22 protein-coding genes and 2 pseudogenes are annotated in these 26,934 nt (G+C 36.0%); 18 read left to right on the forward strand and 6 right to left on the reverse strand.

Annotation, left to right across the window (positions count from 1 at the left end; all coding sequences use genetic code 11):
- The first annotated feature begins 17 nt into the window (after nt 1-17).
- Together M1D73_RS05650 and M1D73_RS05655 are read left to right on the forward strand one after the other, a co-directional pair.
- The gene (locus M1D73_RS05650) at nt 18-920 is read left to right on the forward strand and encodes an AraC family transcriptional regulator (protein WP_481158000.1); all 903 of its coding nucleotides are present in this window, start codon (nt 18-20) and stop codon (nt 918-920) included.
- A gap of 174 nt (nt 921-1,094) precedes the next feature.
- Complete coding sequence (locus tag M1D73_RS05655; RefSeq protein WP_006916098.1) at nt 1,095-1,238, forward strand: hypothetical protein; 144 nt, start codon at nt 1,095-1,097, stop codon at nt 1,236-1,238.
- Between the two features lie 410 nt (nt 1,239-1,648).
- Here M1D73_RS05655 and M1D73_RS05660 read toward each other — a convergent pair whose 3' ends face one another.
- A complete protein-coding gene (locus M1D73_RS05660; protein ID WP_098771865.1) occupies nt 1,649-3,391 on the reverse strand; it encodes a sensor histidine kinase in 1,743 nt (580 codons plus the stop codon).
- A 9-nt stretch (nt 3,392-3,400) separates the two neighbouring features.
- Nucleotides 3,401-4,105: a response regulator transcription factor gene (locus tag M1D73_RS05665; RefSeq protein ID WP_000283871.1), complete on the reverse strand. Its 705-nt coding sequence runs from the start codon at nt 4,103-4,105 to the stop codon at nt 3,401-3,403.
- Nucleotides 4,106-4,245: 140 nt separating this feature from the next.
- Between M1D73_RS05665 and M1D73_RS05670 the strand changes: the two genes are divergently transcribed.
- The 10 genes and pseudogenes from M1D73_RS05670 to aceA all read left to right on the forward strand — a co-directional run bounded on the left by M1D73_RS05670 (nt 4,246) and on the right by aceA (nt 14,233).
- Nucleotides 4,246-5,094 carry a CPBP family intramembrane glutamic endopeptidase gene (locus M1D73_RS05670; RefSeq protein WP_001067988.1) on the forward strand — a complete coding sequence of 283 codons (849 nt, stop codon included), beginning with the start codon at nt 4,246-4,248 and terminating at the stop codon, nt 5,092-5,094.
- 1 nt (nt 5,095) lies between these two features.
- Nucleotides 5,096-5,452, forward strand: a complete 357-nt coding sequence (locus tag M1D73_RS05675) for a hypothetical protein (RefSeq protein ID WP_000754338.1) — start codon at nt 5,096-5,098, stop codon at nt 5,450-5,452.
- Nucleotides 5,453-5,483: 31 nt separating this feature from the next.
- On the forward strand, nt 5,484-5,783 hold the full coding sequence (locus tag M1D73_RS05680; protein ID WP_001006050.1) for a DUF2101 family protein: 300 nt from the start codon (nt 5,484-5,486) through the stop codon (nt 5,781-5,783).
- A gap of 238 nt (nt 5,784-6,021) precedes the next feature.
- Nucleotides 6,022-7,290 (forward strand): M48 family metallopeptidase, encoded by a 1,269-nt coding sequence (locus M1D73_RS05685; protein WP_001233314.1) that lies wholly within the window; start codon nt 6,022-6,024, stop codon nt 7,288-7,290.
- 203 nt (nt 7,291-7,493) lie between these two features.
- Nucleotides 7,494-8,156: pseudogene (locus M1D73_RS05690) on the forward strand (MCP four helix bundle domain-containing protein); the annotation flags it as partial.
- Between the two features lie 351 nt (nt 8,157-8,507).
- Nucleotides 8,508-9,152, forward strand: a pseudogene (locus M1D73_RS05695) (methyl-accepting chemotaxis protein); the annotation flags it as partial.
- A gap of 409 nt (nt 9,153-9,561) precedes the next feature.
- A complete protein-coding gene (locus M1D73_RS05700) occupies nt 9,562-10,218 on the forward strand; it encodes an S-layer homology domain-containing protein (RefSeq protein ID WP_000727101.1) in 657 nt (218 codons plus the stop codon).
- A gap of 137 nt (nt 10,219-10,355) precedes the next feature.
- Nucleotides 10,356-11,123, forward strand: a complete 768-nt coding sequence (locus M1D73_RS05705; RefSeq protein ID WP_113304420.1) for an S-layer homology domain-containing protein — start codon at nt 10,356-10,358, stop codon at nt 11,121-11,123.
- 219 nt (nt 11,124-11,342) lie between these two features.
- A complete protein-coding gene (aceB, locus tag M1D73_RS05710) occupies nt 11,343-12,932 on the forward strand; it encodes a malate synthase A (protein ID WP_121868120.1) in 1,590 nt (529 codons plus the stop codon).
- Between the two features lie 23 nt (nt 12,933-12,955).
- The gene (aceA, locus tag M1D73_RS05715; RefSeq protein ID WP_481158001.1) at nt 12,956-14,233 is read left to right on the forward strand and encodes an isocitrate lyase; all 1,278 of its coding nucleotides are present in this window, start codon (nt 12,956-12,958) and stop codon (nt 14,231-14,233) included.
- A 108-nt stretch (nt 14,234-14,341) separates the two neighbouring features.
- On the opposite strand, the gene M1D73_RS05720 is transcribed toward aceA, so the two are convergent.
- Nucleotides 14,342-15,133 carry a phosphotransferase gene (locus M1D73_RS05720; RefSeq protein ID WP_086692708.1) on the reverse strand — a complete coding sequence of 264 codons (792 nt, stop codon included), beginning with the start codon at nt 15,131-15,133 and terminating at the stop codon, nt 14,342-14,344.
- A 19-nt stretch (nt 15,134-15,152) separates the two neighbouring features.
- Entirely contained in the window at nt 15,153-15,647 is a 495-nt protein-coding gene (locus M1D73_RS05725; protein WP_000182392.1) for a DUF6584 family protein, read from the reverse strand.
- A gap of 283 nt (nt 15,648-15,930) precedes the next feature.
- On the opposite strand from M1D73_RS05725, the gene cspA reads away from it, so the two are divergent.
- The gene (cspA, locus tag M1D73_RS05730) at nt 15,931-16,134 is read left to right on the forward strand and encodes an RNA chaperone/antiterminator CspA (RefSeq protein WP_000301522.1); all 204 of its coding nucleotides are present in this window, start codon (nt 15,931-15,933) and stop codon (nt 16,132-16,134) included.
- 196 nt (nt 16,135-16,330) lie between these two features.
- Here cspA and M1D73_RS05735 read toward each other — a convergent pair whose 3' ends face one another.
- Nucleotides 16,331-16,534 carry a hypothetical protein gene (locus M1D73_RS05735; protein ID WP_000356916.1) on the reverse strand — a complete coding sequence of 68 codons (204 nt, stop codon included), beginning with the start codon at nt 16,532-16,534 and terminating at the stop codon, nt 16,331-16,333.
- Between the two features lie 345 nt (nt 16,535-16,879).
- Nucleotides 16,880-17,065, reverse strand: a complete 186-nt coding sequence (locus tag M1D73_RS05740) for a hypothetical protein (RefSeq protein WP_000391373.1) — start codon at nt 17,063-17,065, stop codon at nt 16,880-16,882.
- Nucleotides 17,066-17,349: 284 nt separating this feature from the next.
- Between M1D73_RS05740 and M1D73_RS05745 the strand changes: the two genes are divergently transcribed.
- The 5 genes from M1D73_RS05745 to addA all read left to right on the forward strand — a co-directional run bounded on the left by M1D73_RS05745 (nt 17,350) and on the right by addA (nt 26,934).
- Nucleotides 17,350-17,931, forward strand: a complete 582-nt coding sequence (locus M1D73_RS05745; protein WP_000444443.1) for a competence protein ComK — start codon at nt 17,350-17,352, stop codon at nt 17,929-17,931.
- 435 nt (nt 17,932-18,366) lie between these two features.
- Nucleotides 18,367-18,960: a TVP38/TMEM64 family protein gene (locus tag M1D73_RS05750; RefSeq protein WP_481158002.1), complete on the forward strand. Its 594-nt coding sequence runs from the start codon at nt 18,367-18,369 to the stop codon at nt 18,958-18,960.
- 56 nt (nt 18,961-19,016) lie between these two features.
- On the forward strand, nt 19,017-19,580 hold the full coding sequence (gene lepB / locus M1D73_RS05755) for a signal peptidase I (protein WP_000751919.1): 564 nt from the start codon (nt 19,017-19,019) through the stop codon (nt 19,578-19,580).
- Nucleotides 19,581-19,696: 116 nt separating this feature from the next.
- A complete protein-coding gene (addB, locus tag M1D73_RS05760) occupies nt 19,697-23,212 on the forward strand; it encodes a helicase-exonuclease AddAB subunit AddB (RefSeq protein WP_000058593.1) in 3,516 nt (1,171 codons plus the stop codon).
- Nucleotides 23,209-26,934 carry a helicase-exonuclease AddAB subunit AddA gene (addA, locus tag M1D73_RS05765; RefSeq protein WP_121868121.1) on the forward strand — a complete coding sequence of 1,242 codons (3,726 nt, stop codon included), beginning with the start codon at nt 23,209-23,211 and terminating at the stop codon, nt 26,932-26,934. Before addB ends, addA begins: the two co-directional genes overlap by 4 nt.

Consider the following 26,934-nt stretch of genomic DNA (forward strand, 5'->3'; position numbering starts at 1 on the left):
AAGGCGGGTGAACAGAGATGGAAAGCTATGAAACACAAATTCAAAGGTCAATTGATTATATTGAGGAAGATGTAATGGAAAAACAAACGCTGCGTAATTTAGCGCGGGTTGCAGGTTTTTCTGAGTCTCATTTTCATCGTGTATTTCAGGCGTTAGTAGGTGATACGGTAATGGAGTATGTTCGAAAGAGGAGGTTAGCCCGGGCAGCTTATCAACTTTCTCATACGGATGAAAAAGTTATTGATATCGCGTTTGAACATGGCTTTCAATCTCACGAAACGTTCACGAGAGCCTTTAAAAAATTATTTCAAATGACACCGAGTGAATATCGAAAACAAGAAATCGAAACACCGATGTATTACAGAGTAAATGTAAAGCAAAGAAAATTAAATCCGTATTTAGGAGGTATACAAATGGAATATTGTATTGTAAATAAACCAGAATTTTTAGTGGCGGGTTATGAACTGAAGACGACAAGTAAAGAAGGGAAAAACCATCAAGACATTCCAGCATTTTGGCAAGAATATTTACAAAAAGATCTTGGGACAACAATTCCGAATCGTAAAGATACGAGCCAATGGGTAGAGCTTGGATTATGTACTGATTTTGATTTAGAAACAGGGGACTTCACTTACATTATCGGAATGGAAGTTACAGACTTTGAAAATGTACCAAATGAAATTGCAAAGCGTACTTTCCCGGCAGCAACATATGCAGTATTTACAACGCCGAAAGTTCCTCATGAAGAAATGGTATCGTCTATCCACCAAACTTGGAATGCAGTATTCTCAGAATGGTTTCCGCATTCAGGGTATGAACATTGCGGAGTTACAGAGTTTGAACTGTACGATGAGCGTTGCCACGAAGATAAGAGTGAGTTTGCACAAGTAGAGCTTTGGATACCGGTGAAGAAAAAATAATAGGGTAAGAGCGAATCATTGGGAGATGGTTCGCTTTTTTTATAAGTGGATTGTTAAATTTGTATTGTTTTATCTGTAATACATATGAAAATGGTAAAATAAAATAGCAATTAAATATTGCGGGTGGAAGGTTATGCCCTTTCTTCATTTTGTGAAGAAAGGAGGTGTAATCGTATGGAATTTCTTTTGCAAATTTTGTTGGAAATTACAAAAACTATAGCTAGAGAAGGTATAGTTTTTGGATTTAAGAAATTAACGGCAAAAAAAGCGCAAAAAGAAGACCACCCGTCTGCCTGCGAAGCGTGGGAAGTCTTCTAAGCGCAAATAAGCTTTAGTTGCAACCTTCCACCTTGCGGTAATTAGTTGCAGTGACGGGGTGTTGGAAGCACCTCGTCTACTTCATTTTATGCAAAACTTAGTTAGTTTATACTTCTATTTATAGTATAACAGTTTAGAAATGTATTTGTTAATAGTTTTATTTTTACTTTTACTTTGTATAGTAGGGAAGCAGGTTAGTATTGTCGGTTTTTGTCGGTAAGTCGATATATCTAGAAAATCGCTGATATAATTCGAGTTGCGCTGATATATTCAAAAAATCGCTGATATAATTCGAATTGCGCCGATATAATTTCATATACCGATAAAACACCTCAAAAAAACGATCCACATAATTTCAATCACTGTAAAATCACCCCAGAAAAGAAAAAAGACGCCACATAGCGTCTTTCCTACGAACGAAACGGAAATACAAGAATAATCGTCGTTCCTTTTCCGAGTGCACTATCAATGGAAATTGTTCCGTTATGAGCATGAACGAGCTGTTTTGTAATGGCTAGGCCAAGTCCAGTTCCGATGTTGCTTTCTTCTGTGTTTGTTCCGCGGTAATATCGTTCAAATAGAAGTTCTTTCGTTTTTTCATCCATTCCTTTTCCGTCATCTGAAATGGAGAGTGTAAAGGAATTAGCGTTTTGTGATAATTTTACGATGACAGTAGTTGTTTCGTTATTATGTTTTACAGCATTTACGAGTAAGTTTTCGATAATACGCTGGAACCATTTTTCTTCAATGAAATATTGAATTTTATTTGAGCTCGGTACGAATTCAATATTTTGATTTTGGAGTGTTGGATTGTTAATAAATTGCAATAACACTTTTTGAACGAACTGATTGATTTCAACGTTTACGTGTTGGGCAGGAAGGCTGTTATTTTTTAATTGATACGTTAAGCTTAAATCATCAATTAATGTCGTCATATATTGAGATTTCTCTTTCATAACACTACCAAATTGCTGAATATCACGATCAGTCCAGTTATATTGATTCGATTCGAGTAATAATGCGTAGCCATATATAGAGCTAAGTGGTGTTTTTAAGTCGTGTGTTAGACCGGTAATCCATTCTTCTCGTGTTTGCTGGAGGACTTGCCTCATCGCATCATTTTTTTTGAGTGTAATAGAAAGGTGTTCTAGTGAACTTGTTACATCTCTAAACAAACGGAATGACCATTTTTCTTTACCAGATCGCCGGAACCTGACGGGTTTTCCTTTTTTACTAATAGGTTCTTCATACTTTCCACCAGCGATATTTTTAAGCCAGCGCATCGCATGTAATAACGGTTTCCCGAATTTATTACCGTACCAAATAGAAAGAATGACTAAATAAACAAATACGATAAGAAGGATTAATCCGCATCCGATGAGAAACTTCTTAGTAAATACATCTTCAATTTCGTCACCTGGATAGTAGTGCTCATTTTTTGCAGTTACAACGAGAAGGTTGCCACTATTTGCATCGTAAAAGCTAGACGTATTTTCTTTATGATTCCACGGTTCTTTTTCATTAAGGGCGATTTGTATTGCTGAAAATGTTTTTTTCTTTCCAGCTGGATAGGCAAAAACCTCTTCGCCATTTTGATTAAATATTTGAAGTGCTGCTTTTTCTTTAGACAGTAACTGTTTTTCTTGATCTGTTAATGTGAACGAATCCATCGTTAAAGAGGAGTGATCCTTTTGAATTGCTGTCAGTAACGCATTGCTTTTTAACATACCACCATAAATAACAAGTACTTTCTTTTCTTCTAATTCAATTTCCCAATATGTAAATTTATAATTACTTTCGATATGATGTTGTATATATGCGACTAAAGATGTCTTCGTATAAGCATTCGGAACATCATTTGGTGTATTAAAGTGGTAGAGGATTTTTCCGTTTTCATCTACAACTTGGAGCCAATCATTTTTCTCCTTTATTAAATCTTGCACTTCAGATTGTAACGAAATATGCCCATCTTCTGAAGAGATGTATCTTGAAATTGTAAAACTATCAGAATCTGGAATGTTAGGTTCGTATAAAGTACTAGTAAGAAGAAAAATTAAATAAGTAAAAGCAGCAACTACAGCGATAAGTAATGTAACTAAAACAAAAACGTGTTGCATGATAAATTGAATAATAAGTCGTTTATTAAAATTCATATCGTCACCCTACTTTGTAACGAACTTATAACCAAGCCCGCGAACGGTTTTTATATATTCTGGTTTACTTGGATCATGTTCAATTTTTTCACGTAGTTTTCGAATGTGGACCATAACAGTGTTGTCATCGCCATTATAGGCAGGTGCTCCCCAAACTTTTTCGTATATTTCCTCTTTCGAAAATACGTAGTTCGGATTCTCGCAAAAGAAGAGTAGTAGTTGAAAGAGTTGAGCGGAGCATTCGACAATGTGCCCATCTACTGTTAGTTCTGCAGAGTGCTGATCAATTTCAAATCTTCCAAATGAAATCGAGTGTGATTTTTGTTCGTGTGGTACGGTTTGTTTCATATGTCTCCGAAGCTGTGCTTTCATGCGTGCTACTACTTCTAATGGATTAAAGGGTTTCGTAATATAATCATCTGCACCGTATGAAAATCCGGATATTTTATCTAAATCAGATGCTTTTGCTGATAGGAAGAAAATTGGACAATCTGTTTGTTGGCGAATGATTGGACAAATATCAAAACCAGATTGTCCAGGAAGCATTACATCTAAAATAATTAAATCGTAATTGTTTTGCTTAGTTAGAGATAAAGCCATTTCAGCTGATGTTGCAGTTGTAATATGAGAAAAGCCTTCTTTTTCAAGAATGGTAGTTAGTAATTGTAAAATTGCTGTTTCATCATCAACGAGTAAAATATTTGCTTGGTACATAAACATCCCTCCTAATTTTCTCGAATATCATATCATCATTTTGTAACTTATGGAATTTTTAAGGAAATTTTAAGGTTTTCTTTCGCAAAAAATTAAGAATCAAATGATATGATAAAAGTAACATAGGGGAGGAGATGAGTGTGAACCCGTTTCAAGTGATGCGAGCTAGATATTTTTTAATTGTATTTGCACTATTAATTTTAATAGCGAGAAGTAGTGGCGATTTGCTAACAAGTATATTTCATATACAAAATTCTTCTTTTATAAATATCCTTATATTCTATATCCTTCCGATGGTATGGATTTCTTATGAGTATAGAAAGCACCACATTTCATTTTCATTATTTGTTAATAAAAATGAAACATTTAACTTGGTACAAGTTTTATACATTACGGTTATGTTATGCATGTTTAGTTACGGGTATCTTATTTTGTATATGTATAGTTTTGCATGGATTACACCGGACTTTATTATGAACGCCCTGCATGAACCAATTGTAGATAGTACTGGGGGATATGTATCTCAAGTCATTAGGGTCGTATTCATCGCACCAATTATCGGGGAATTTGTTTTTCGCGGATTTTTACTTCAACGTTTTGCAACAAAATGGGGAACGAGCATAGCGACCATCGTTGTAGCAATATTGTTTGCGTTGTTACATGTTGATTTCCTCGGTGCAGCCATATTCAGCATCGTATTGTCAATCGTATATATTCGTACGAAAAGTTTACTCATGCCAATTGCAATACATATGTTAAACAATGCATTTGTAATAGGTGCGTCTTTTCTAATAAGTAGAGAAAAAATTATGAGTTTTGCCGATTTCTCAAGTTATACGACATTCTTTCCTGGACTTATTATTTTTATAACAGGATTAAACTTAGTACTTATCTTTTTATTTGTTAATCGCAAATATTGGAGTAAAGAAGTGCCAGTTATATATGCAGAGCAGAAAAAGAGCTTTTCAGATGTAGTCGGGAGTAAATAAGATGAAGAAGACGGTTGAAAAAATATTAAAAGACATTATAGATTCTACGTCTATTACAGATATGTGTGATAAAAGCGTTTGTCATTGGCTCCAACCTGTAGTAGATACGATTGTGTTTCCAGAGTATTACGTATTTTCTAGTACTCATTTAAAAGAAAATATTATTTCTCTTCTTATTGTGTTCGGGGTTTTACTAATATTTGGTCTAATTGTAGAAGAAATGATGAAGCGCATCTTCAAAAAGAATGAAGAGAAGTATATGTGGATTCATAAAGTATTCGAGAAAGTAATGGTGGCTTTCCTTTTGTTTTATGGTATGAAAACAATCATTTACTTTATAGCTTTGAAACATCATTAATTCGAAATTTGAAAGGGATGTATAAAATTATATGAATGAAACGATATCATCAAATAAGTTTTTTTATTTGATTTTACTTAGTCTAGTGTTAATAACGACAGTGAATGTTATTTTGCGCTGGGAGGAAGCTTATTTTTTCATGTATTTAGCGCTCCATTTGTTGGGGATTTTATGTATAAGTGGTGGAGTCGTTACTGAAAAAAAGAATGAAGAAAGCGTTAACTATATGTGTGTGATCGGTCTTGTTTTACTTTTAGCTGTACAGGGTATTATGAAATATAGTTCTTTCTCTTTACAAGATTTTAGTTTATTAATAGATGTACTTCCTTAAAGAGGCTTTTTATGTTATCTAAAAACCAAGTAGGGTACGTGTTGGTTTGTAAGTGTGATCCTTATTACGGATTGTGAATCGAAGAAAATGTTTAAAGATAGGTAAAACTCTTCTTATGTAGAAGAGTTTTTTTATGTAAATAAAAAGATTCAGAGCAATTCACATAATAAGCTTGTTCTAATTTAGCGTGTACGAACTTACAATAATAATAGACAGGCAGCATAGAGGAGGGAATAGCGTGAGGAAGGTTATTGGTTGGTCGCTTTTTTTGTACGTTGGATTTGCGTTACTTATATATTGGTATTTATTTGGATGGAATCATGAACTTATTCCGGACATGTATAAGGGAACGAGTGCAGATCCAGAAACGTTTATGAGTGCTAGAGAGCTTACGCTAAGCCAAGATTATTCGCGCGTGAAAAATTTACTATACTTTTTAGCGACGCCTCTTGAATGGATTATTTTATTATTTGTACTTGTGCTAGGTATTTCAAGAAAGTTTGAGAAATGGTCGAAGGAAACGACTAAAATAAGTGTTTTGCAAGTTGCGATTTATTTCTTTTATTTATCATTACTGACAACAGTGCTTGCCTTACCGATGCAATGGATTGGCCGGAAAGTGTCCGTTGATTACGGCATTTCAACGCAAAGTACACAAAGCTGGATAAAAGATCATGTTATCGGTTTTTGGGAAAGTTATGCGACTATGTTAATCGTAGTTACCGTTCTATTATGGCTTATCCGTAAATTTCCGAAGAGATGGTGGCTCGCAGGATGGGCGCTCTCTGTTCCATTTACAATCTTTTTAACATTCATACAGCCTGTCGTTATTGATCCGCTTTATAACGACTTCTCGACGCTGAAAAATAAAGAATTAGAAACGAAAATTTTAGCGATAGCAGACAAAGCGGATATTCCTGCTAAACACGTATATGAAGTAAATATGTCAGAAAAAACGAATGCATTAAATGCTTACGTAACAGGAATTGGCCCTAACGCCCGTATTGTAATGTGGGATACAACGCTTAAGCAGTTAAAAGATAAAGAGATTTTATTTATCATGGCCCATGAAATGGGGCATTACGTTATGAAGCATATATATTTTGGCGTTGCAAGTTATGTATTGCTATCGTTTATAGGTATGTTTTTAATTAGTCGTATTATAAATATGTGTATTCGCAAATGGGGAGATACATTGCAAATTTCAAAAGTGGCATGTTTCTCCATTTTACCTTTATTTTTCTTAATTTCTTCTATACTCTCTTTTGCAGCACAACCAGCAACAAACTATGTTTCACGTATAGAAGAAAGAGCGGCAGATCAATATGCTTTAAATATGACGAAGGACGGAAAATCTGGTGTGAAAACTTTTCAATATTTATCAAAAACAAGTTTAAGCCAAGTAAATCCGCCTGCGTTAGTGAAATTTTTCTTATACACGCACCCACCAATTTTTGAAAGAATTCATACGTTTGAACAATATGAGAAACAAAGCAAAAAGGAGTAGCTATTATGCTACTTTTTTTTATAGAAATATAAGTTTTATATTGGGAATATTTATCATTGCTTTTTATTGCGATTTTGTAAATAATAAGCTATGAAATTCTAAAAATCTATATATAAAGGAATAAAGGTGGAAAAATGTATTTTTTACAAAATTTAAAAGTGAAATATAAATTATTATCGCTTATTTCATTAGCAGTTTTAGGTATGGTAATTATGAGTAGTGTAGCAATTAATTCTATTAATAAGATTAAGCACGATACAGAGGTTGTAGTAGATGATTATCAATATTCTGCAATTTTATTAGAAGGAATGCTTCGTACACAAAATTCACTAGAATATAACTTATTAGAGTTAATTACGGCATCACAAAATGAAGTGGCAAATAAAGAGGGAATAATTAATAATATTGAAAAGGATCTTAAAAAATATGATTCTTTATTAAAAGAATATGATGATGGTTTTAATTTAAGTAAGCAAGAGGATGAACTGTTTCAGAAGATGAAGAAATCTTTACCAAGTTATAAAGATACATATAAGAAATTATTTGAAAAGGCGAAGGCAACAAACGAGCCGCAAATGGTAAATGAATTTCAGAAGGAATTAAAACCGAAGGGAATAGAGTTAGCTGGTTATGCAGTGGATCTAGAATCGTATGTTTCAAATTTAGCTGACCAAGTATTTAAAGATTCGCAAAAAATGATTGATCGTTCCGTTATTACCTTTATCATTCTTGTAGTAGTTACTACAATCGTTATATGTATAGTAAGTTATATTATTAGCAAGCTTATAGTTGCTCCTTTACAAACGGTTAGTCGTATGATGGAAAGAGCGAAAGAAGGAGATTTAACCGTACATGGTGATTATACTGCTAAAGATGAATTAGGTGTATTAGTAAGTAATTTTAACGAGATGATTGCAGGGCTAAGAACAAATATGCAAGAAGTAGAGAATAATATTCAGCTTTTATTTCAACATGCAGACGGAGTAGTATCTGCATCAGAAGTATCTAGTAGTGCAGCGAAGAAAATCACTATGGATATTGAAGAAGTTGCAAATGGTGCAGAAAGTCAAATGCAAGCAATGGAACAAACTGCGGGTGCGATGGAAGAGTTGACACAAGGAATGCAGAGTATAGTCAATACATCATCCTCTGTAAATGAATTATCTGCTCAATCAGCATTAGATGCAGAGAATGGTAACAAATTAATGAAACAAATGATTCAACAGATGGATACAATTCAAAATTCGGTACATAGCGGTGTGAAACAAGTAGAGACTATGAAAGAACAATCAGAAGAAATTGTTAAAATCATTGATGTTATGCAAGGTATTACCTCCCAGATTAACTTATTAGCATTAAACGCCGCAATTGAGGCTGCACGTGCTGGTGAAAGTGGTAGAGGATTTGCAATTGTGGCAGATGAAGTGCGGAAATTAGCAGAACAATCTAGTGATTCTGCAAAACAAATTGAGAATCTTATTACTCAAGTTATGGGAACAACGAACCATACGGTACATATGATGGGGAAAGTAGATAATGAGGTACAGGCAGGTACACAAGTAGTAATGCATACAGAAAAAGTATTTGGAACAATTACAGAAAAAGTACAGCAAGTATCTGAGCAAATTCAAACGGTATCTATGTCTACAGATGAAATTGCAGCGAGTAGTGAGGAAATCTCGGCTTCTGCAGAAGACATGGCTCAAATTTCCCAAAGATCATCTGACCGAACTGATAGGGTAAAAGAGTCTATTCAACAGCAAGAAAAATCTGTTCAAGAGATTTCGATTTCAATTGAACATATGCATAACGCAGCAGGAAAACTAAAACAAATAGTTGCCCAATTTACTCTTCAAAAGTAGTAGCATATTTGAGTGTTAATAAAGATAAAAAATCATCCTCTTTTAAGAAAAAAGGATGATTTTTTTATCTCGTTATTTGCTGGGCAGTAAGACCCCCACCTCAAAATTCAGCGAAAAATGCTACCCCTGAAATATAAACCATGAATATAGTAGCCTATCTCCTTTAGGTGCCAATAAAGGGAAGTTGTAAAGTGAAAAGGAGTTTATAAAGAGATTGTAGAATGTTTTAGTATATAACACCTTAGATGTGACAACTTCCTTTTTGAAAAAGAAAGAAGGGAGTATAAAGCAGAAAGGTAGTGGAAATATTTCTTCTAGAAGATTTACATTTTATCTTACATTCACCAAAAAATAATACTCCTGAAACAATGAAGTTCATTTTATTTGAATGAAATAGGGAGAGAGGACAATGAAGAAAAAAATATTGGGTGTAATGATGATTGCGACAATGGCAGGAGGTATATTTGCAGGGACGAATGTGACGCCTGTAAAAGCGGAAGAGTATCCACAAATGATTGTGTTTGAAGATGTTCCATACGGATTTTGGGCATATGATGCTATTATGGACTTAGCATATCATAAAATTATATTAGGGTATGGAAACGGGAAGTATGGTGTTGGCGATCTTATAACACGTGAACAAGTAGCTGGGACTATTTACAGAACACTTGAGATAAAAGAAGAAGGGCCAGTAGCGAATCCATATAAAGATGTTTCTGATAGTACAACAACTTTTAAAAAGGAAATTTTGGCGTTAACAAAACGTGGTGTTTTTTCAGGGGATGGCCAAGGGGATTTTAGGCCGAAAGCACCAATCTCTAGAGCGGAAATGGCTGTCATTTTAAAACGAGCATTTCATTTTGAAACGAAACAAAAACATACATTTAAAGATATTCCAAAAGGCCACTGGGCAGAAGATGCAATTAGTGCGTTACAATCTAATAATGTTGTGAGAGGAACTGGGAATGACATGTATGAATTAAATCGCCCTGTACCTAGAGAACAATATGCTCAGTTTATTAATAATGCGATTATTAATTATCATTTGAAAGAGGATTGGAAGTAGAGTGAAATATGAAAGCACAAATAGAAATATTTGTGCTTTTTTGTTTGTTTAAAAAGAATTATTATTCGAATTTATGTATTTTTATGGTTATACACAAGCTTTATAATCAACCCGATGAAAAAGACATGATGTGTAATATGATTCACAAAACCGTCACGAAATGTGTCGAAAAATATATTGTCACTATACCATTTATTCTGTATATTTTTAAAAAAACATATACATATTGGGGAGATAATTTGATGAGCAAAAAATTATTAAAAACAGCTACAGCATTAACAATTATGGGTGGGGTGTTATTCTCAGCAGAGAGTAACAGTGTAAAAGCGGAAAGTGCACCGTTGCAAAAAACAAATACAATTGTATTTAAAGATGTACCAAAAGGACATTGGGCATATGAGGCAATTCATGAATTAGCGGAACAAGAAATTATTTTGGGATATGGCGATGGAATATTCGGTTTTGGGGATAATGTAACACGTGAGCAAGTTGCAGCTTTAATTTACCGTGTGTTTGATATGGAAGAACAAGATGAATATGAAAACCCATATGGAGATATTGATGAAAATTCAACAAGCTTTATCGAGGAGATATTGGCTTTAACGGAAATGGGAATTTTCCAGGGAGACGAGAATGGAAACTTTAGACCGAAGGCGACGTTAACGCGTGCGGAAATGGCACAAGTTCTTACGAATGCTTTTGACTTACAGGCGAAGGGATCTCATAACTTTAATGATGTTTCAGCAAATTCATGGGCAACGAATGCAATTAGTGCAGTACAAACAAATGGTATTACAATGGGAATCGGAGAAGGTAAATTCGGTCCGTCTATGAAGGTAACGAGAGAACAATACGCACAGTTTTTACATAGAGCAATATTGCATGATATGGAACAAGGGCAGTAATAAAGTTTAACTAGTCAAAGTGAAATTTAAAAATAATACAAAAAGGTCGTTGTTGTATAACAGCGGCCTTTTTTGTATGAAATAAAGCGCGAAAGAATGGCGTTTTGAAAAAAAATGAAATGAATTTTCAAAAAAAACTTCCTTTTCTGAAGATTTGTTATATAATATAAAACATGAAATCAAATCTGTTATAAAACAGTTTAAGAAGGGGATGCTAATATGTCGACGCAAACTTCACGGGTTACACTCGTTGGAGAAATGTTACCAGCGTACAACGAAATATTGACACCTGAGGTGCTTAGTTTTTTGAAGGAACTACATGAGAATTTTAATGAGCGCCGCATAGAACTTTTACAAAAACGTGTAGAAAAACAAAAGAGAATTGATGCAGGGGAGTTTCCAAAGTTTCTAGAAGAAACAAAACACATACGTGAAGCGGATTGGACAATTGCCAAGCTGCCAAAAGACTTAGAGGATCGCCGCGTAGAGATTACTGGACCGGTAGATAGAAAGATGGTCATTAACGCTTTAAATTCAGGAGCGCATCTTTTTATGGCGGATTTTGAAGATTCGAATGCACCAACTTGGGAAAACGCAGTTGAAGGTCAAATCAATTTACGAGATGCAGTAAAGGGAACGATTTCACATGAAAATGATAAAGGGAAAGAATATAGATTAAATGAGAAAACAGCTGTACTCATTGTACGTCCAAGAGGATGGCATTTAGAGGAAAAGCATATGCAAGTTGATGGGAAGAATATGTCGGGTAGTTTAGTAGATTTCGGCTTGTATTTTTTCCATAATGCGAAAGCTCTTTTAGCAAAAGGGAGCGGCCCATACTTTTACTTACCGAAAATGGAAAGTTATTTAGAAGCGAGATTATGGAATGATGTATTCGTATTTGCTCAAAAATATATCGGCATTCCAAACGGAACGATTAAAGCAACTGTGTTACTAGAAACGATTCACGCTTCGTTTGAAATGGATGAAATTTTATATGAGCTAAAAGATCATTCTGCTGGCTTAAATTGCGGAAGATGGGATTATATTTTTAGCTTTTTAAAGAGTTTCCGTAATCATAATAAATTCTTACTACCAGATAGAGCACAAGTCACGATGACGGCGCCATTTATGCGTTCGTATTCTTTGAAAGTAATTCAAACATGCCACCGCCGTAATGCACCAGCAATTGGAGGAATGGCGGCACAAATTCCGATTAAAAATAATCCAGAAGCAAATGAAGCAGCTTTTGAAAAAGTGCGTGCTGATAAGGAACGCGAAGCTTTAGACGGTCATGACGGGACTTGGGTCGCCCACCCTGGACTTGTACCGGTTGCAATGGAAGTGTTTAATCACATTATGAAAACACCAAATCAAATTTTTAGAAAAGGTGAAGAAATATGTGTAACAGAAAACGATTTACTAGAGGTACCGGTGGGAACGATTACAGAAGAGGGCCTTCGCATGAATATTAGCGTAGGTATTCAATATATTGCATCTTGGTTAAGCGGACGGGGAGCAGCACCCATTTATAATTTAATGGAAGATGCGGCAACAGCTGAAATTTCAAGAGCACAAGTATGGCAATGGATTCGTCATGAAGGTGGAAAACTAAATGATGGTCGTAATATTACGCTTGAATTAATGGAAGAGCTAAAAGAAGAAGAATTAGCAAAAATAGAAAGAGAGATTGGTAAGGAAGCCTTTAAGAAAGGGAGATTCCAAGAGGCGACAACGTTGTTTACAAATCTCGTTCGAAATGATGAATTCGTACCATTTTTAACATTACCGGGTTATGAAATTTTATAAAAAATGAAAAGGGGATGGAACAAATGAAAAATGAAAGAATCGAGAAGTTACAAGAAAGCTGGGAATTAGATGAGCGTTGGAAAGGGATCACACGTCCATATTCGGCAGAAGATGTAATTCGCCTGCGCGGGTCAATTGATATTGAACATACGTTAGCGCGTCGCGGTGCTGAGAAGCTTTGGACATCGCTTCATACAGAAGACTATATTAACGCACTTGGCGCATTAACAGGAAACCAAGCGATGCAACAAGTAAAAGCTGGGTTAAAAGCGATTTACTTAAGTGGTTGGCAAGTAGCAGCAGATGCAAACCTTTCTGGGCATATGTATCCAGACCAAAGTTTATATCCAGCGAACAGCGTACCTGCTGTAGTAAAACGAATTAATCAAACGCTTCAACGTGCGGATCAAATTCAGCATATGGAAGGAAGTGATGATACAGACTATTTCGTACCGATTGTAGCAGATGCAGAAGCTGGATTTGGCGGACAATTAAACGTATTCGAACTGATGAAAGGTATGATTGAAGCAGGTGCATCAGGTGTGCATTTTGAAGATCAATTATCTTCAGAGAAAAAATGTGGCCATTTAGGCGGAAAAGTACTACTACCAACGCAAACAGCAGTACGCAATTTAATTTCTGCACGTCTTGCAGCAGATGTAATGGGAGTGCCGACAATTATCGTTGCAAGAACAGATGCGGATGCAGCTGATTTAATTACGAGCGATATCGATCCTGTTGATAAAGCATTTATTACAGGAGAAAGAACACCAGAAGGATTTTACCGTACAAATGCAGGTCTTGATCAAGCAATTGCGCGCGGTTTAGCGTATGCACCGTATGCAGACCTCGTTTGGTGTGAAACGTCGGAACCAAATTTAGAAGATGCAAAACGATTTGCGGACGCAATTCATAAGGAGCATCCAGGAAAGCTACTTGCATATAACTGCTCACCTTCATTCAACTGGAAACAAAAACTAGATGAAAAAACAATTGCAAGCTTCCAAAAGGAAATCGCATCTTATGGTTACAAGTTCCAATTCGTAACACTTGCTGGATTCCATTCATTAAATTACGGTATGTTTGAACTAGCACGTGGCTATAAAGAGCGCGGCATGGCAGCATACTCTGAACTACAACAAGCAGAATTCGCAGCTGAAAAACATGGCTACTCTGCAACACGTCATCAACGCGAAGTAGGAACAGGTTACTTTGATGAAGTAGCACAAGTGATTACAGGCGGAACTTCATCAACGACAGCGTTAAAAGGATCTACAGAAGAAGTACAGTTTACGAAATAAAAGGAAGGGCACCTTTTTGAAGGGTGCCCCTTGTTATTTTCTAAACGATTCGAAAAGAGAGAGTGAGTTGTCGGCAAAAAACGATACTTCCTTTTCTTTATTACTAAATCAACTCCACTCAGCCCTATGATCACGAATAAACTTCATATCTTTCTCATAATGCTCTAGATGTCCTTCATCAATCATTCTTTGGAAATTCAAGTCGCCTTCTTGCGCTTTTCGTTTCATATATGTACATAATCCTTCTAATCGAAGCAACACCATTCCTAAGTAATCTTCATCCATATTTTTATCATAGGACTGAACGAACAAATTCATTCTCTCTTTAATGCGATCTGCATGTTGCGATGATTCATAATGAACGGCTTCACCGGATTCTGTATAATACACTCTACTTAAAGGCACACAAGTATAGAGTGTATAAGCGATATCCCATAGTCTTGGACCAGGAGCAGCAACATCGAAATCAATAATCCCTACTGGCTTCTCATTATTAAAAATAATGTTATATATGGCAAAATCATTGTGACATAAAACCTCAATGTTATTTGGAGTGTGATCCATCGGTTTCCAATCATCTAATAACAGAAAATCACTTACAGCATCATGGTAAAGGCGGAGTATCTTTGCTATTTCTTTTAATACATTATTAGATCGCATATATTCTTTTAAAGGATAATTGCCAGCTTCTCCTTCAATAAAGGATAAAATCTCTCTATCCTTTTCATCTACACCTAAAAACTTTGGAGCATAATGAAATCCTTTGTTTTCTAAATGTTGCAATAACTTATGAATCTTTTCATTTCCTGGCTTTAACTCTCGCCGAACAGTATTTTCAGAACGATATACGCTTGAGACGTTTCCCCCTGTTAGCCTTTCTTCTTTAGCGTAGTTTGACATGTGAAAATTCCCCCTGTGATTAAAAAATCCAATTCCAAATAGTAAATAAACCAACAACGGCAGAAAAGAGAAGGGAAGCAAGCAATGCTAGACAGCAAAAAGGAACTAGCTTATCTTGCCATGTTTCTTTATACTCATAAATTAACTCCTCTGCTACTTTCTTCTGCACTGAAGATAAAGGTTGATCTTTATACAAACCTTTTATATGGTTAGAATCGCCTTTAAACTTTAAAGCACGTGCAATATGATGAGGACTATTTCCCATTGATTTTTCAAATAATAAACATGATTCATGCATAATGTCTGTTTTATGCTCCTCTAGATACCAGTAACGTCCAGCCATTTCTGGATATTGTAATTTATAATAAATATCTCCGAGTTGTTTTCGAAGATGTAATTCATTTGGGTATGTAAAGATGAGGCCATGCAATCTATCCCTTGCTTTTCCAAGATTATTATTTTCAATATCCTCTTCAATTCTTTTTAATGTTTTTCTAGGAATTTTATTGGTCATAAACTCCTCCTTATTTAGAATAGAGATAATTATATTTTATAAGAAATACTAAAAATTAGAAATTCTATTTTCGAAAAAGATTGTACATTTTATTTTAATGTGCTATGATGATGTCAGTTGAATAGTTAAATTAAGCAATCCATATGTTATCAAGTGCTGGAAACGAACGAGAAAAAGTATGTGAGAACTAGTTTATGTTTCGTATTTGATAATGTGTGGATTCTTTTTTTAGACAGGAAGACTAAAAAATTAAAAATTTGTATTTTCTTAGGAGGAAATAATCATGGCAGTAACAGGACAAGTAAAATGGTTTAACAACGAAAAAGGCTTCGGTTTCATCGAAGTTCCAGGCGAAAACGACGTATTCGTACACTTCTCTGCAATCGAAACTGAAGGTTTCAAATCTTTAGAAGAAGGCCAAAAAGTTAGCTTCGAAATCGAAGAAGGTAACCGTGGACCTCAAGCTAAAAACGTAATCAAACTATAATTTTATAGTTGATGATAGAAAAAAGGATGGCTAATGCCATCCTTTTTTGTTGTGGAGAAAGTTTTTTCAGAGTCTTGTTTTATATCTAAATCTCTTTTTCTATGTTACAACTGGTGAAAAATTATCTGGAATGCGTATTAGTTTTTGTAGAAGAATTAGTTCAGCAAGGGCATTTACTGCGTATGATAGTAAATAACTATAAATTTGTATTCTCTGTTGAAATGGGGAAATCTTTTCCAGATAGACCTTGAGTAACATCTTTTTTGTTAGTGTTGTTGTTGGAATTTTGTACGTTTTGAGATGATGTTTCTAACAGTTGTTCTTGTTCCTTGCTAGGGGTATTCAGGGCATCTGAGGGGATGCTATTAACCTGCTGGCTTAAGAGATTTTCTTTGTCCATAGTATACAGCTCCTTTTTGGAATTCGATAAAAAGCAATGTAATTATAAATAGCTACTTATATATATTGTGTTTTTGAATGACATTATATACAAAACTTATATTACAAAGTTAACTAATTAACGAATTGTTAGTGATGGATAAAGATGTACAAATTTGAAGTGTTTAATAAAAATTAAAAGCGGGTAACAAGTACCAATACTCTTTCTCATGTTTTATATAAGGACCATATTACAAATCAAAAAAGATGTAGGGAACCTTGGGAGAAAATATAGTTGTTTTTTAGGGAGAAGAATAAATAAAATGATACTACAAATGTAAAAAGGCATTCCATAAAGGAAGGCCTTTTATTGTTCTTGTCCTGATTTTTTCTTCTCACGTTTTTTACATTCTGGACATTTTGATTTACGAAACGGTTTAGCAAAGAATAGCAGAATGAAAAATAAACCGAATATAATACTAGCTGAGTTTTTCACGATAATGACGCTACTATTTTTCATTTGAATCGATGGTTGGATCTCTTTTTCCTCCATAGTGGCCCTCCATATATTGGATTTACATTTTAATTATAGCAAAGTTAATTGTTTTCATGATGTGAAAATAGGAAGGGGTAATAAATATTTATAGGTAGTATAAATGCTGTTTTTATAACTTTAAAATTAAAACATTACTATATCGTGATTTTTTTATTTAACAAATGTTTGATAAATGATAAAAAATTGTAAAAAAGCGGAACTTGTAAGCTATTTCCTTTTCATAGATGCTAAAATTATATATGCAGCTGCTAATATAAATGGAAAAAAGGAGATAATGGAGTATGGAAAGTAAAGTGGAACGCTATGTCGAAAATTATGTTGTAACGAAAAATACGATGGCCTTACTTCCTGTTATTCTAAGTGAAAAGAAAATTGTTACGCGAGTCGTTGAAATGAATGATTCTTTTTTCGTATTTCAAAAACCTCTAGATATTATAGAAAGAAGTTGCCGCAAGCATGGCTCTAGTTTCTTAGGCAGAAAAGAAGGAACGAAAGAGTTAACTCATATTACACATAAAGCACCGATTGCGATTAGTCCAGCAGATCAACTTTATTTTTTCCCTACCTATTCTTACTCTAGAAAAGAGTGTGCTTGGTTGTCTCATTTTTATATTGAAAGTAATAAAGAATTAAAAGATGGAAATCTTATTATTAGATTTATAAATGGCTTTGCTGTGAAATTAGAGATATCAAAAACTAGTTTTGAAAATCAACAAAATCGTACAGCGAAATTACGTACTGAATATGAAGATCGTAGGAAAAAACAAGGGAATCCTTGTTTTAAAGAGGTTGATAAAAAAGAGGAATCAACATTAAGACCCGCTTATGAGAGTGTGTATTTTGTGAAGGAAGGCGAAGTGTGAAAGGATGGGGGAATCCCCATTCTTTTTTGTTTATCCTGTTATTTGTGGGCAGTAAGACCCCCGCCTCAAAATTCAGCGAAAGCAAAGAAGTTAAGCGGGGGATCAACAAAATCCCCACTGATTAAAGTTTCACTTTATCAGTCTTTGTAGGTAAGGCGATATATTAGAAAAACCGAGTTGTAATTGTTATATTTAGAAAATCACCATTGTAATTTCATTTACCGAAAAAATCAAAAAAACAATCTAAATAACAAAACGAATGACACGTCCTGTCGAATATTGATAGATTATCATAGCTAAATAATGAAGGAATTCTTATGAAAGATATGGAAACTTTAATAAATACATCTCCATATGTCGTATCTACCATTTCCTCTTTCATATAAGCAATGATACAGTAGGGATAGTATTTAGAGTAAAGGGGTAAAGTGTAGAATGGATTTTCAGACAATCAAAGAGTATTTTTCACCAGAAAATATGGATCATATTGTTGAGAGTTATAAAGCGTTCGGACCACTTCTTGGTATTGGTTTACCGATGATAGAGGCGTTGATTCCAGCATTACCGCTTATCGTATTTGTACTGGCGAATGCTGTTGCATTTGGCTTTTGGCTCGGTTTTCTTTATTCATGGCTTGGATCAGTAATGGGTGCATTACTTGTCTTTTTCATCATCCGCCATTTTGGTCGCAGTCGTTTCTTTTCGTTTGTAAATAAGCATGAGAGAGTACGAAAAGCAATGGGGTGGATTGAAAGGAAAGGATCCGCACCGATTTTTGTTATATTTTGTTTTCCGTTTACACCGTCAGCGCTCATAAATGTTGTCGCTGGTTTATCCCGAATTAGTGTAAAACAGTTTGGTCTAGCGTTAGCATTCGGAAAACTTGTGATGATTTTTATTTTAACGTATATCGGTCATGATTTAATGTCATTTATTCATAATCCGGTGAAATCAGTTATTGTAGCGATTGGTATTTTTATTTTATGGTATGTCGGTAAGAAAATCGAAGTAAAGTTAGAACTACATTAAGAATAGTCTTCTTTGTAAAGGAAAGCTTCAGTATTAAAGGATAAGGGGAGAAGCAGATGAAGAAAACTTTGAAAAAAGAAGGCATGGAGTGGATACGAACAATTTTAATTGGTGTATTATTAGCTGTATTTTTTCGAACGTTTTTCTTTTCAACGTATGTTGTAGAGGGGAAGTCAATGATGCCGACATTGCAAGATGGCAATATGCTAGTTGTAAATAAGGTGAGTTATCAAGTTGGGGACTTGAACAGATTTGACGTTGTGGTATTTCATGCGAATAAAAAAGAGGACTATGTAAAGCGGATTATCGGTTTACCTGGAGATCATATTGAATATAAGCAGGATAAGTTATATATAAACGGTCAATTTATTGATGAGCCGTATTTAGAGAAGTATAAGAAAGAGATAAACGGAAGGCAACTAACAGGCGACTTTACATTAGAAGAGTTAACGAAAGAAAAACTGGTGCCACCTGGGTTTATTTTTGTAGTAGGTGATAACCGGCTCGGGAGCTGGGATAGTAGACACTTTGGCTTTGTAAAAGCTGATACAGTCGTCGGTAAAGTTGATTTGCGATATTGGCCAATTCAAGAGGTGCAAACGAATTTTTCAAAAGGTTGATATAATAGATAGAAGTATAGAAAAAGGCAAACAACTCAGTTTGTCTTTTTTCGTGTCCTATAATACAATTATAGTAGCAAACTAACGTTCGTTATGTAAGTGAAAGGTGGGGTTACATGTCACTTCGATTTGTGATTGGTAGAGCGGGAAGTGGAAAAAGTACACTTTGTTTACGCGAAGTGCAAGAAGAGTTAAAACAACGCCCGAGAGGGAAAACAATATTATATCTTGTGCCAGAACAGATGACATTCCAGACGCAGCAGGCGTTAATTGGAAGTGAGGATGTAAGAGGTTCTATTCGGGCACAAGTTTTTAGTTTTTCACGATTAGCGTGGAAGGTATTGCAAGAAGTTGGCGGAGCGAGTCGTCTTCATATTGATGAAGCTGGTGTACATATGTTACTCCGTAAAATTGTAGAGTCTCGTAAAGATGGATTATCGGTGTTCCAAAAAGCAGCGGAGCAAAACGGTTTCTTTGAACATCTTGGTAGTATGATTGCAGAGTTTAAACGTTACAATGTAACGCCATCTAACGTATATGAAATGTGGCAACAATTAGATGCGCATAGTAGCAGTGCCGAACAAAAGTTACTAGCGAATAAAGTGTATGATTTACAGCTGTTATACGATGATTTTGAACGTGCTTTAATTGGAAAATATTTAGATTCAGAAGACTACCTGCAATTGCTAGTGGAAAAGCTTCCGCAGTCTGAATATGTAAATGGTGCGGAAATTTATATAGACGGATTTCATTCATTCTCCCCGCAAGAGTTAGAGATTGTAAGACAGCTTATGATTTGCGGAGCGAGAGTTACGATCACGTTAACGATAGATGAAAAAACGTTAGCACAGCCAGTAAATGAACTCGATTTATTTTATGAAACGACGTTAACGTATGAAAAAATAAAACAAGTAGCGCGTGAAGAGAAAATAGAAATTGAAAAAACAATTCCACTTATGGAACAGCCGCGTTTTCATTCTCCGGCATTAGCGCATTTAGAAGCTCATTATGAAGCGCGTCCGAATGAAAAATTTAACGGTGAAGCGAGTGTAACGATTAGTACAGCTGCGAATTTACGAGCGGAGGTAGAAGGTGTTGCTCGTGAAATTCGTAAACTTGTTGCGGATGAAAAATATCGTTACCGAGATATTGCAGTGCTTCTTCGTAATGGGGAAAGTTATTACGATGTGATGCGAACGTTATTTACAGATTACAATATCCCGCACTTCATCGATGAAAAGCGCCCAATGTCACACCACCCATTGGTAGAATGTATTCGTTCTGCACTCGAGATTATTAGTGGGAATTGGCGTTATGATGCGGTGTTCCGCTGCGTGAAAACAGAGCTTTTATATCCATTAGACGTAAGAAAAGAAACGATGCGTGAAGAAATGGATGAATTTGAAAATTACTGTTTAGCGTACGGTGTACAAGGAAAGAGATGGACTGCTGAAGATCCATGGATGTATCGCCGTTATCGTTCTCTTGATGATACGAACGGGATGATTACAGACAGTGAACGTGAAATGGAAGAGAAAATAAATAGGCTACGTGACGTTGTAAGAACACCTGTTATTCGCATGCAAAAAAGGTTAAAGCGTGCAGGAACAGTTATGCAAATGTGTGAAGCAGTTTACTTGTTTTTAGAAGAACTGGATGTTCCGAAAAAACTAGAAGAATTACGTATACGTGCAGAAGAAAGTGGAGATTTCTTATTTGCGACAGATCATGAACAAGTATGGGAAGAAGTAATGAGCCTTCTTGATACATTTGTAGAGATGCTTGGGGAAGAGAAAATGTCTCTTTCTATGTTTACTGACGTTATGTCGACTGGTCTTGAGGCACTTCAATTTGCTAACATTCCGCCGTCATTAGACCAAGTGTTAATTGCTAATATTGATCACTCCAGATTATCTGATGTGAGAGCAACGTTTATTATAGGTGTAAATGAGGGTGTCATTCCAGCAGCACCTATGGATGAAGGTATGCTTTCTGATGAGGAAAGAGAAGTTCTTGGTGCGGCAGGGATTGAATTAGCGCCAACGACGAGACAAACTTTGTTAGAAGAACAGTTCGTTATGTATCAAATGGTAACGAGAGCATCTGAGAAGTTATACATTTCATGCCCGCTTGCAGATGAAGAAGGAAAGACGTTACTTGCGTCTAGCTTTATTAAGAAAATAAAAAGAATGTTCCCTAATGTGAAAGATTCATTTATTACGAATGACGTAAATGATTTATCACGTTCAGAACAAATTTCATATGTAGCAACGCCAGAAGTAACGTTATCTTACGTTATGCAGCAACTACAAACGTGGAAGCGATACGGATTTGAAGGGAATTTAGACTTTTGGTGGGACGTATATAATTTCTACGTAACTTCAGATGAATGGAAACAAAAAAGTAGCCGCGTCTTATCAAGTTTATTCTATCGAAATCGTGCGAAGAAACTAAGTACAGCAGTAAGTAGAGATTTATACGGAGATATAATTAAAGGAAGCGTCTCTCGTATGGAACTATTTAATCGTTGTGCATACGCTCATTTTGCGCAGCACGGTTTATCGCTTAGAGAGCGTGATATTTTCAAGCTTGATGCGCCAGACATCGGCGAATTATTCCATGCGGCATTAAAGAAAATTGCGGACAAGTTATTGCGTGAAAACCGCACTTGGGCGGATTTATCCATAAAAGAGTGTGAGCATCTTTCTGTTTTAGTAATAGAAGAAATTGCGCCGTTATTACAACGACAAATTTTATTAAGTTCAAACCGTCATTTCTATTTAAAACAAAAACTACAACAAATCATTTTCCGTACGTCAATCATTCTTCGTGAACATGCGAAGTCAAGCGGATTCGTACCAGTTGATTTAGAGGTGCCGTTCGGTATGGGAGGTACAGGGTCACTTCCGCCGATGGAATTCTCATTACCAAATGGTGTAAAGATGGAAGTAGTCGGCCGTATTGACCGTGTTGATAAGGCAGAAGATGAAAACGGGACGTTCTTACGTATTATTGATTATAAATCAAGTTCAAAAGCGTTAGATTTAACGGAAGTGTATTACGGATTAGCACTTCAAATGTTAACGTATTTAGATGTTGTTACTTCGAATGCACAGACGTGGATGAAAAAAGGCCACGCAGCATCACCAGCTGGTGTATTGTATTTCCATATTCATAACCCAATCGTTGAGATGAAAGGTGACGCAACGGAAGCTGAAATTGAAAAAGAAATTTTAAAGAAATTTAAAATGAAAGGACTCGTATTAGGAGATGCTGACGTTGTTCGTTTAATGGATAACAAACTTTCAACAGGAAGCTCAGATATTATTTCTGCTGGCCTGAAAAAAGACGGTAGCTTTAGTGCGCGTTCAAGTATTGCAAGTGAGCAAGAGTTTAACGTACTGCAAAAATATGTACACCATACGTTTGAAAATATCGGAAAAGATATTACAGAAGGTGTTATCGATATTGCTCCTTATAAAATGGGGAATAAAGCAGCATGTACGTTCTGTAACTTCAAATCTGTTTGTCAATTTGATGAGTCACTGGAAGATAATCAGTTCCGATCGTTAAAAGATATGAAAGATAGCGAAGCGATGGAGAAAATAAGAGAGGAGGTTGGCGGAGAATGATAGAAAATTGGCCTAAAAAACCAGAAGGTAGTCAATGGACAGATGACCAGTGGAAAGCTGTTGTAGCGAACGGACGTGATATTTTAGTTGCTGCTGCAGCTGGATCAGGTAAAACAGCAGTATTAGTTGAACGTATTATTAAAAAGATTATTAATGAAGAGAATCCAGTCGATGTCGACCGCCTGCTCGTTGTAACATTTACGAATGCAGCAGCGCAAGAGATGAAAAACCGAATCGGGGAAGCGTTAGAAAAGGTATTAATTGATGAACCAGGCTCTCAACACGTAAGAAAGCAGCTGAGCCTATTAAATAAAGCTTCCATTTCAACAATTCACTCATTCTGTTTACAAGTAATTAGAGGATATTACTACATGCTTGATGTTGATCCTCGTTTCCGTATTGCGAATCAAACAGAAAATGAATTGTTAAAAGAAGAAGTGCTAGATGACATATTAGAAGAAGAGTACGGAATCGAAGATAATACAATCTTCTTTGAACTTGTTGATCGTTATACGAGTGACCGTAGTGATGATGACTTGCAACGTATGATTTTAGCGCTTCATACAGAGTCAAGAGCGCATCCAAATCCGGAAAAATGGCTTGATAAATTAGTAGAAGCATATGACGTAGAAGGAAAGACAATTGAAGATTTAGTATATGCTTCTTATTTATTAGAAGATGTGAAATTCCAGCTTGAAACAGCGGAACAGCATATTCGTAAGGCAACTGAACTCGCAATGCTTCCTGACGGTCCAGCGCCTCGCATTGAAACCCTGCAAGCAGATGTAGCATTACTTGGAACGCTATCATCAGCTGCTCGTGAGTCGTGGACAAGTGTGTATGAAGCGATGCAAAACGTATCGTGGCAAACGTTAAAGCGTATTAAGAAAAGTGATTACAATGAAGATGTTGTAAAACAAGTAGACTCTCTTCGTAATAAAGCGAAAGATGAAGTGAAGAAATTACAAGAAGAGTTATTTAGCCGCAAACCTGAAAGTTTCTTACGAGATTTTCAAGATATGCACCCAGTATTAGAAAAGCTTGTTCAACTTGTAAAAGTATTTACAGAGCGTTTCCAAGCGATGAAGCGAGATAAAGGAATGGTCGATTTCACCGATTTAGAGCATTTCTGTTTACAAATTTTAAGTGAACAAAGTGAAAATGGTGAAATGAATCCGTCAGCAGTGGCGCTCCAATATCGTAATAAATTTGCTGAAGTATTAGTCGATGAATATCAAGACACGAACTTTGTACAGGAATCCATTATTAAATTCGTAACGAAAGATTCTGAGAGTGAAGGAAACTTGTTCATGGTTGGTGACGTAAAGCAGTCGATTTATCGTTTCCGACTAGCTGAGCCAGGCTTATTCCTAGGAAAGTATAAACGTTTCACACAAGAAGGATTGGGCGGCGGAATGAAGATTGACTTAGCGAAAAACTTCCGTAGTCGTCATGAAGTACTAGCAGGTACGAACTTTATTTTTAAACAAATTATGGGCGAAGAAGTTGGGGAAATTGACTACGATGCTGACGCTGAACTAAAGCTAGGTGCTACCTATCCAGAAGGTGAAGATGTAGCAGCAGAATTATTATGTATTCAGCAAACGGAAGAAGAAGTAATAGACGGTGAAGAAGGTGCAGAAGTCGAAAAAGCACAGCTTGAAGCTCGCCTTATGGCGCAGCGCATTAAAGCGATAGTTGATTCCGGTTATGAAGTGTATGACCGTAAAAATGATAGTATGCGTCCGGTGCAATATCGCGATTTCGTTATTTTACTTCGCTCCATGCCGTGGGCCCCGCAAATTATGGAAGAGTTAAAATTACAAGGAATTCCAGTATACGCTGACCTCGCGACTGGTTATTTTGAAGCGACGGAAGTAAATATTATGATGAACGTATTCCGCGTTATTGATAATCCGATGCAAGATATTCCGCTTGCCGCTGTACTTCGTTCCCCAATCGTTGGATTGAGCGATGAAGAACTTGCAACGCTTCGTGCTCATGGAAAGAAAGGCTCGTTTTATGAAGTAATGAGCTCATTCTTAAAAGGGGCACCGCTTGAAGAGGAGCAAGAACTTCATGATAAATTAGAGTGGTTTTATAACTTACTGCAAGGATGGCGTGAATTTGCCCGTCAACAATCCCTTTCTGATTTAATTTGGAAAGTGTACGGTGAGACAGGTTATTACGACTTCGTTGGCGGTTTACCAGCAGGAAAGCAAAGACAAGCAAACTTACGCGTACTATATGACCGTGCAAGACAATATGAAGCAACATCATTTAGAGGGTTATTCCGCTTCTTGCGTTTTATTGAACGTATTTTAGAACGCGGTGATGATATGGGTACGGCGAGAGCCCTAGGTGAACAAGAAGACGTTGTTCGCATTATGACGATTCATAAAAGTAAAGGGCTAGAGTTCCCGGTCGTATTTGTAGCTGGACTCGGTCGTCGTTTTAATACACAAGACTTAATGAAGCGTTTCTTACTGCATAAAGATTTCGGTTTCGGTTCGCAATTTATCGATCCGCGTAAACGAATTAAATATACAACATTATCACAGCTTGCGATTAAGCGTAAAATGAAAATGGAATTAATTGCGGAAGAAATGCGCGTACTATACGTAGCGTTGACGCGCGCGAAAGAGAAGTTAATTTTAATCGGAACAGTTAAGGATGCAAATAAGGAAATGGAAAAATGGCTTGATGCGAGGGAACATAGTGAATGGTTATTACCAGATCACATACGTGCCGGTGCGTCTTGTTATTTAGACTGGATTGCACCTTCATTATATAGACACCGTGATAGTGAAATGCTTCTTGAATTAGGACAAGGAAGTATTCCAGATGAAATTTACGGATATGACACTAGCTGGAAAGTAGAAGTTGTGGACGGTAACACACTACTTGCACCAGAGCCAGTTCAAGAAGAGAAACAAGAATTGTTAGAAGCGCTTCGTGAGAAAAAGGCTGTTCCCCTGCAAAGTGAACGGAAAGAAGAAGTGTACGACAGATTAATGTGGAAGTACGGATATGAGGATGCGACATCTCATCGTGCGAAGCAATCTGTTACAGAAATAAAGAGAAATTATCAATCTGAAGAAGGTAGCGATAACGCCTTTATTAAAAAACTACGTGCACCAATTAAAACACGCCCGCGCTTTATGGAGAAAAAAGGGTTAACGTACGCAGAGCGCGGAACAGCAGTCCATGCCGTTATGCAGCATGTTGATTTGAAGAAGCCGATTACGGTTGAAGTTCTTCAAGAGCAAATTGCTGGAATGGTAAATAAGGAATTATTAACATTCGAGCAGGCGGAAGAAATAGCGATTGAAAAAGTAATTTCATTCTTTGACAGTGACTTAGGTAAAAGGGTATTAGCGGCGAAAAGTGTTGAGCGTGAAGTACCATTTACGATGATGCTTGCAGCAGAAGAAGCATATCAAGATTGGCAAGGGAAGAGTGAAGAAACGATTCTTGTCCAAGGGGTTATCGACTGCATGATTGAAGAGGAAGATGGCATTACGTTAATCGACTTCAAAACAGATACGATTGAAGGGAAATTCCCAGGCGGATTCGATCAAGCGAAACCAATTTTAGAGGATCGATATAAAGTGCAGCTTTCGTTATATGCAAAAGCGCTGGAGAAAAGCTTACAACATCCTGTAAAAGAGAAATGTTTATACTTCTTTGATGGGAATCACGTTGTAAATATTGAAGAATAG

This window comes from Bacillus sp. PK3-067, assembly GCF_056738645.1.

Bases quoted from the DNA above. Each gene is read 5' to 3' on its own strand.
- M1D73_RS05740 (WP_000391373.1), bottom strand. From the start codon at position 17,065: ATGGAGGAAAAAGAGATCCAACCATCGATTCAAATGAAAAATAGTAGC.
- aceB (WP_121868120.1), top strand. From the start codon at position 11,343: ATGTCGACGCAAACTTCACGGGTTACACTCGTTGGAGAAATGTTACCA.
- M1D73_RS05720 (WP_086692708.1), bottom strand. From the start codon at position 15,133: ATGTCAAACTACGCTAAAGAAGAAAGGCTAACAGGGGGAAACGTCTCA.
- M1D73_RS05750 (WP_481158002.1), top strand. From the start codon at position 18,367: ATGGATTTTCAGACAATCAAAGAGTATTTTTCACCAGAAAATATGGAT.
- M1D73_RS05735 (WP_000356916.1), bottom strand. From the start codon at position 16,534: ATGGACAAAGAAAATCTCTTAAGCCAGCAGGTTAATAGCATCCCCTCA.
- cspA (WP_000301522.1), top strand. From the start codon at position 15,931: ATGGCAGTAACAGGACAAGTAAAATGGTTTAACAACGAAAAAGGCTTC.
- M1D73_RS05675 (WP_000754338.1), top strand. From the start codon at position 5,096: ATGAAGAAGACGGTTGAAAAAATATTAAAAGACATTATAGATTCTACG.
- lepB (WP_000751919.1), top strand. From the start codon at position 19,017: ATGAAGAAAACTTTGAAAAAAGAAGGCATGGAGTGGATACGAACAATT.
- M1D73_RS05660 (WP_098771865.1), bottom strand. From the start codon at position 3,391: ATGAATTTTAATAAACGACTTATTATTCAATTTATCATGCAACACGTT.
- addA (WP_121868121.1), top strand. From the start codon at position 23,209: ATGATAGAAAATTGGCCTAAAAAACCAGAAGGTAGTCAATGGACAGAT.
- M1D73_RS05700 (WP_000727101.1), top strand. From the start codon at position 9,562: ATGAAGAAAAAAATATTGGGTGTAATGATGATTGCGACAATGGCAGGA.
- M1D73_RS05680 (WP_001006050.1), top strand. From the start codon at position 5,484: ATGAATGAAACGATATCATCAAATAAGTTTTTTTATTTGATTTTACTT.
- M1D73_RS05665 (WP_000283871.1), bottom strand. From the start codon at position 4,105: ATGTACCAAGCAAATATTTTACTCGTTGATGATGAAACAGCAATTTTA.
- M1D73_RS05745 (WP_000444443.1), top strand. From the start codon at position 17,350: ATGGAAAGTAAAGTGGAACGCTATGTCGAAAATTATGTTGTAACGAAA.
- M1D73_RS05705 (WP_113304420.1), top strand. From the start codon at position 10,356: ATGATTCACAAAACCGTCACGAAATGTGTCGAAAAATATATTGTCACT.
- M1D73_RS05655 (WP_006916098.1), top strand. From the start codon at position 1,095: ATGGAATTTCTTTTGCAAATTTTGTTGGAAATTACAAAAACTATAGCT.
- aceA (WP_481158001.1), top strand. From the start codon at position 12,956: ATGAAAAATGAAAGAATCGAGAAGTTACAAGAAAGCTGGGAATTAGAT.
- M1D73_RS05650 (WP_481158000.1), top strand. From the start codon at position 18: ATGGAAAGCTATGAAACACAAATTCAAAGGTCAATTGATTATATTGAG.
- addB (WP_000058593.1), top strand. From the start codon at position 19,697: ATGTCACTTCGATTTGTGATTGGTAGAGCGGGAAGTGGAAAAAGTACA.
- M1D73_RS05725 (WP_000182392.1), bottom strand. From the start codon at position 15,647: ATGACCAATAAAATTCCTAGAAAAACATTAAAAAGAATTGAAGAGGAT.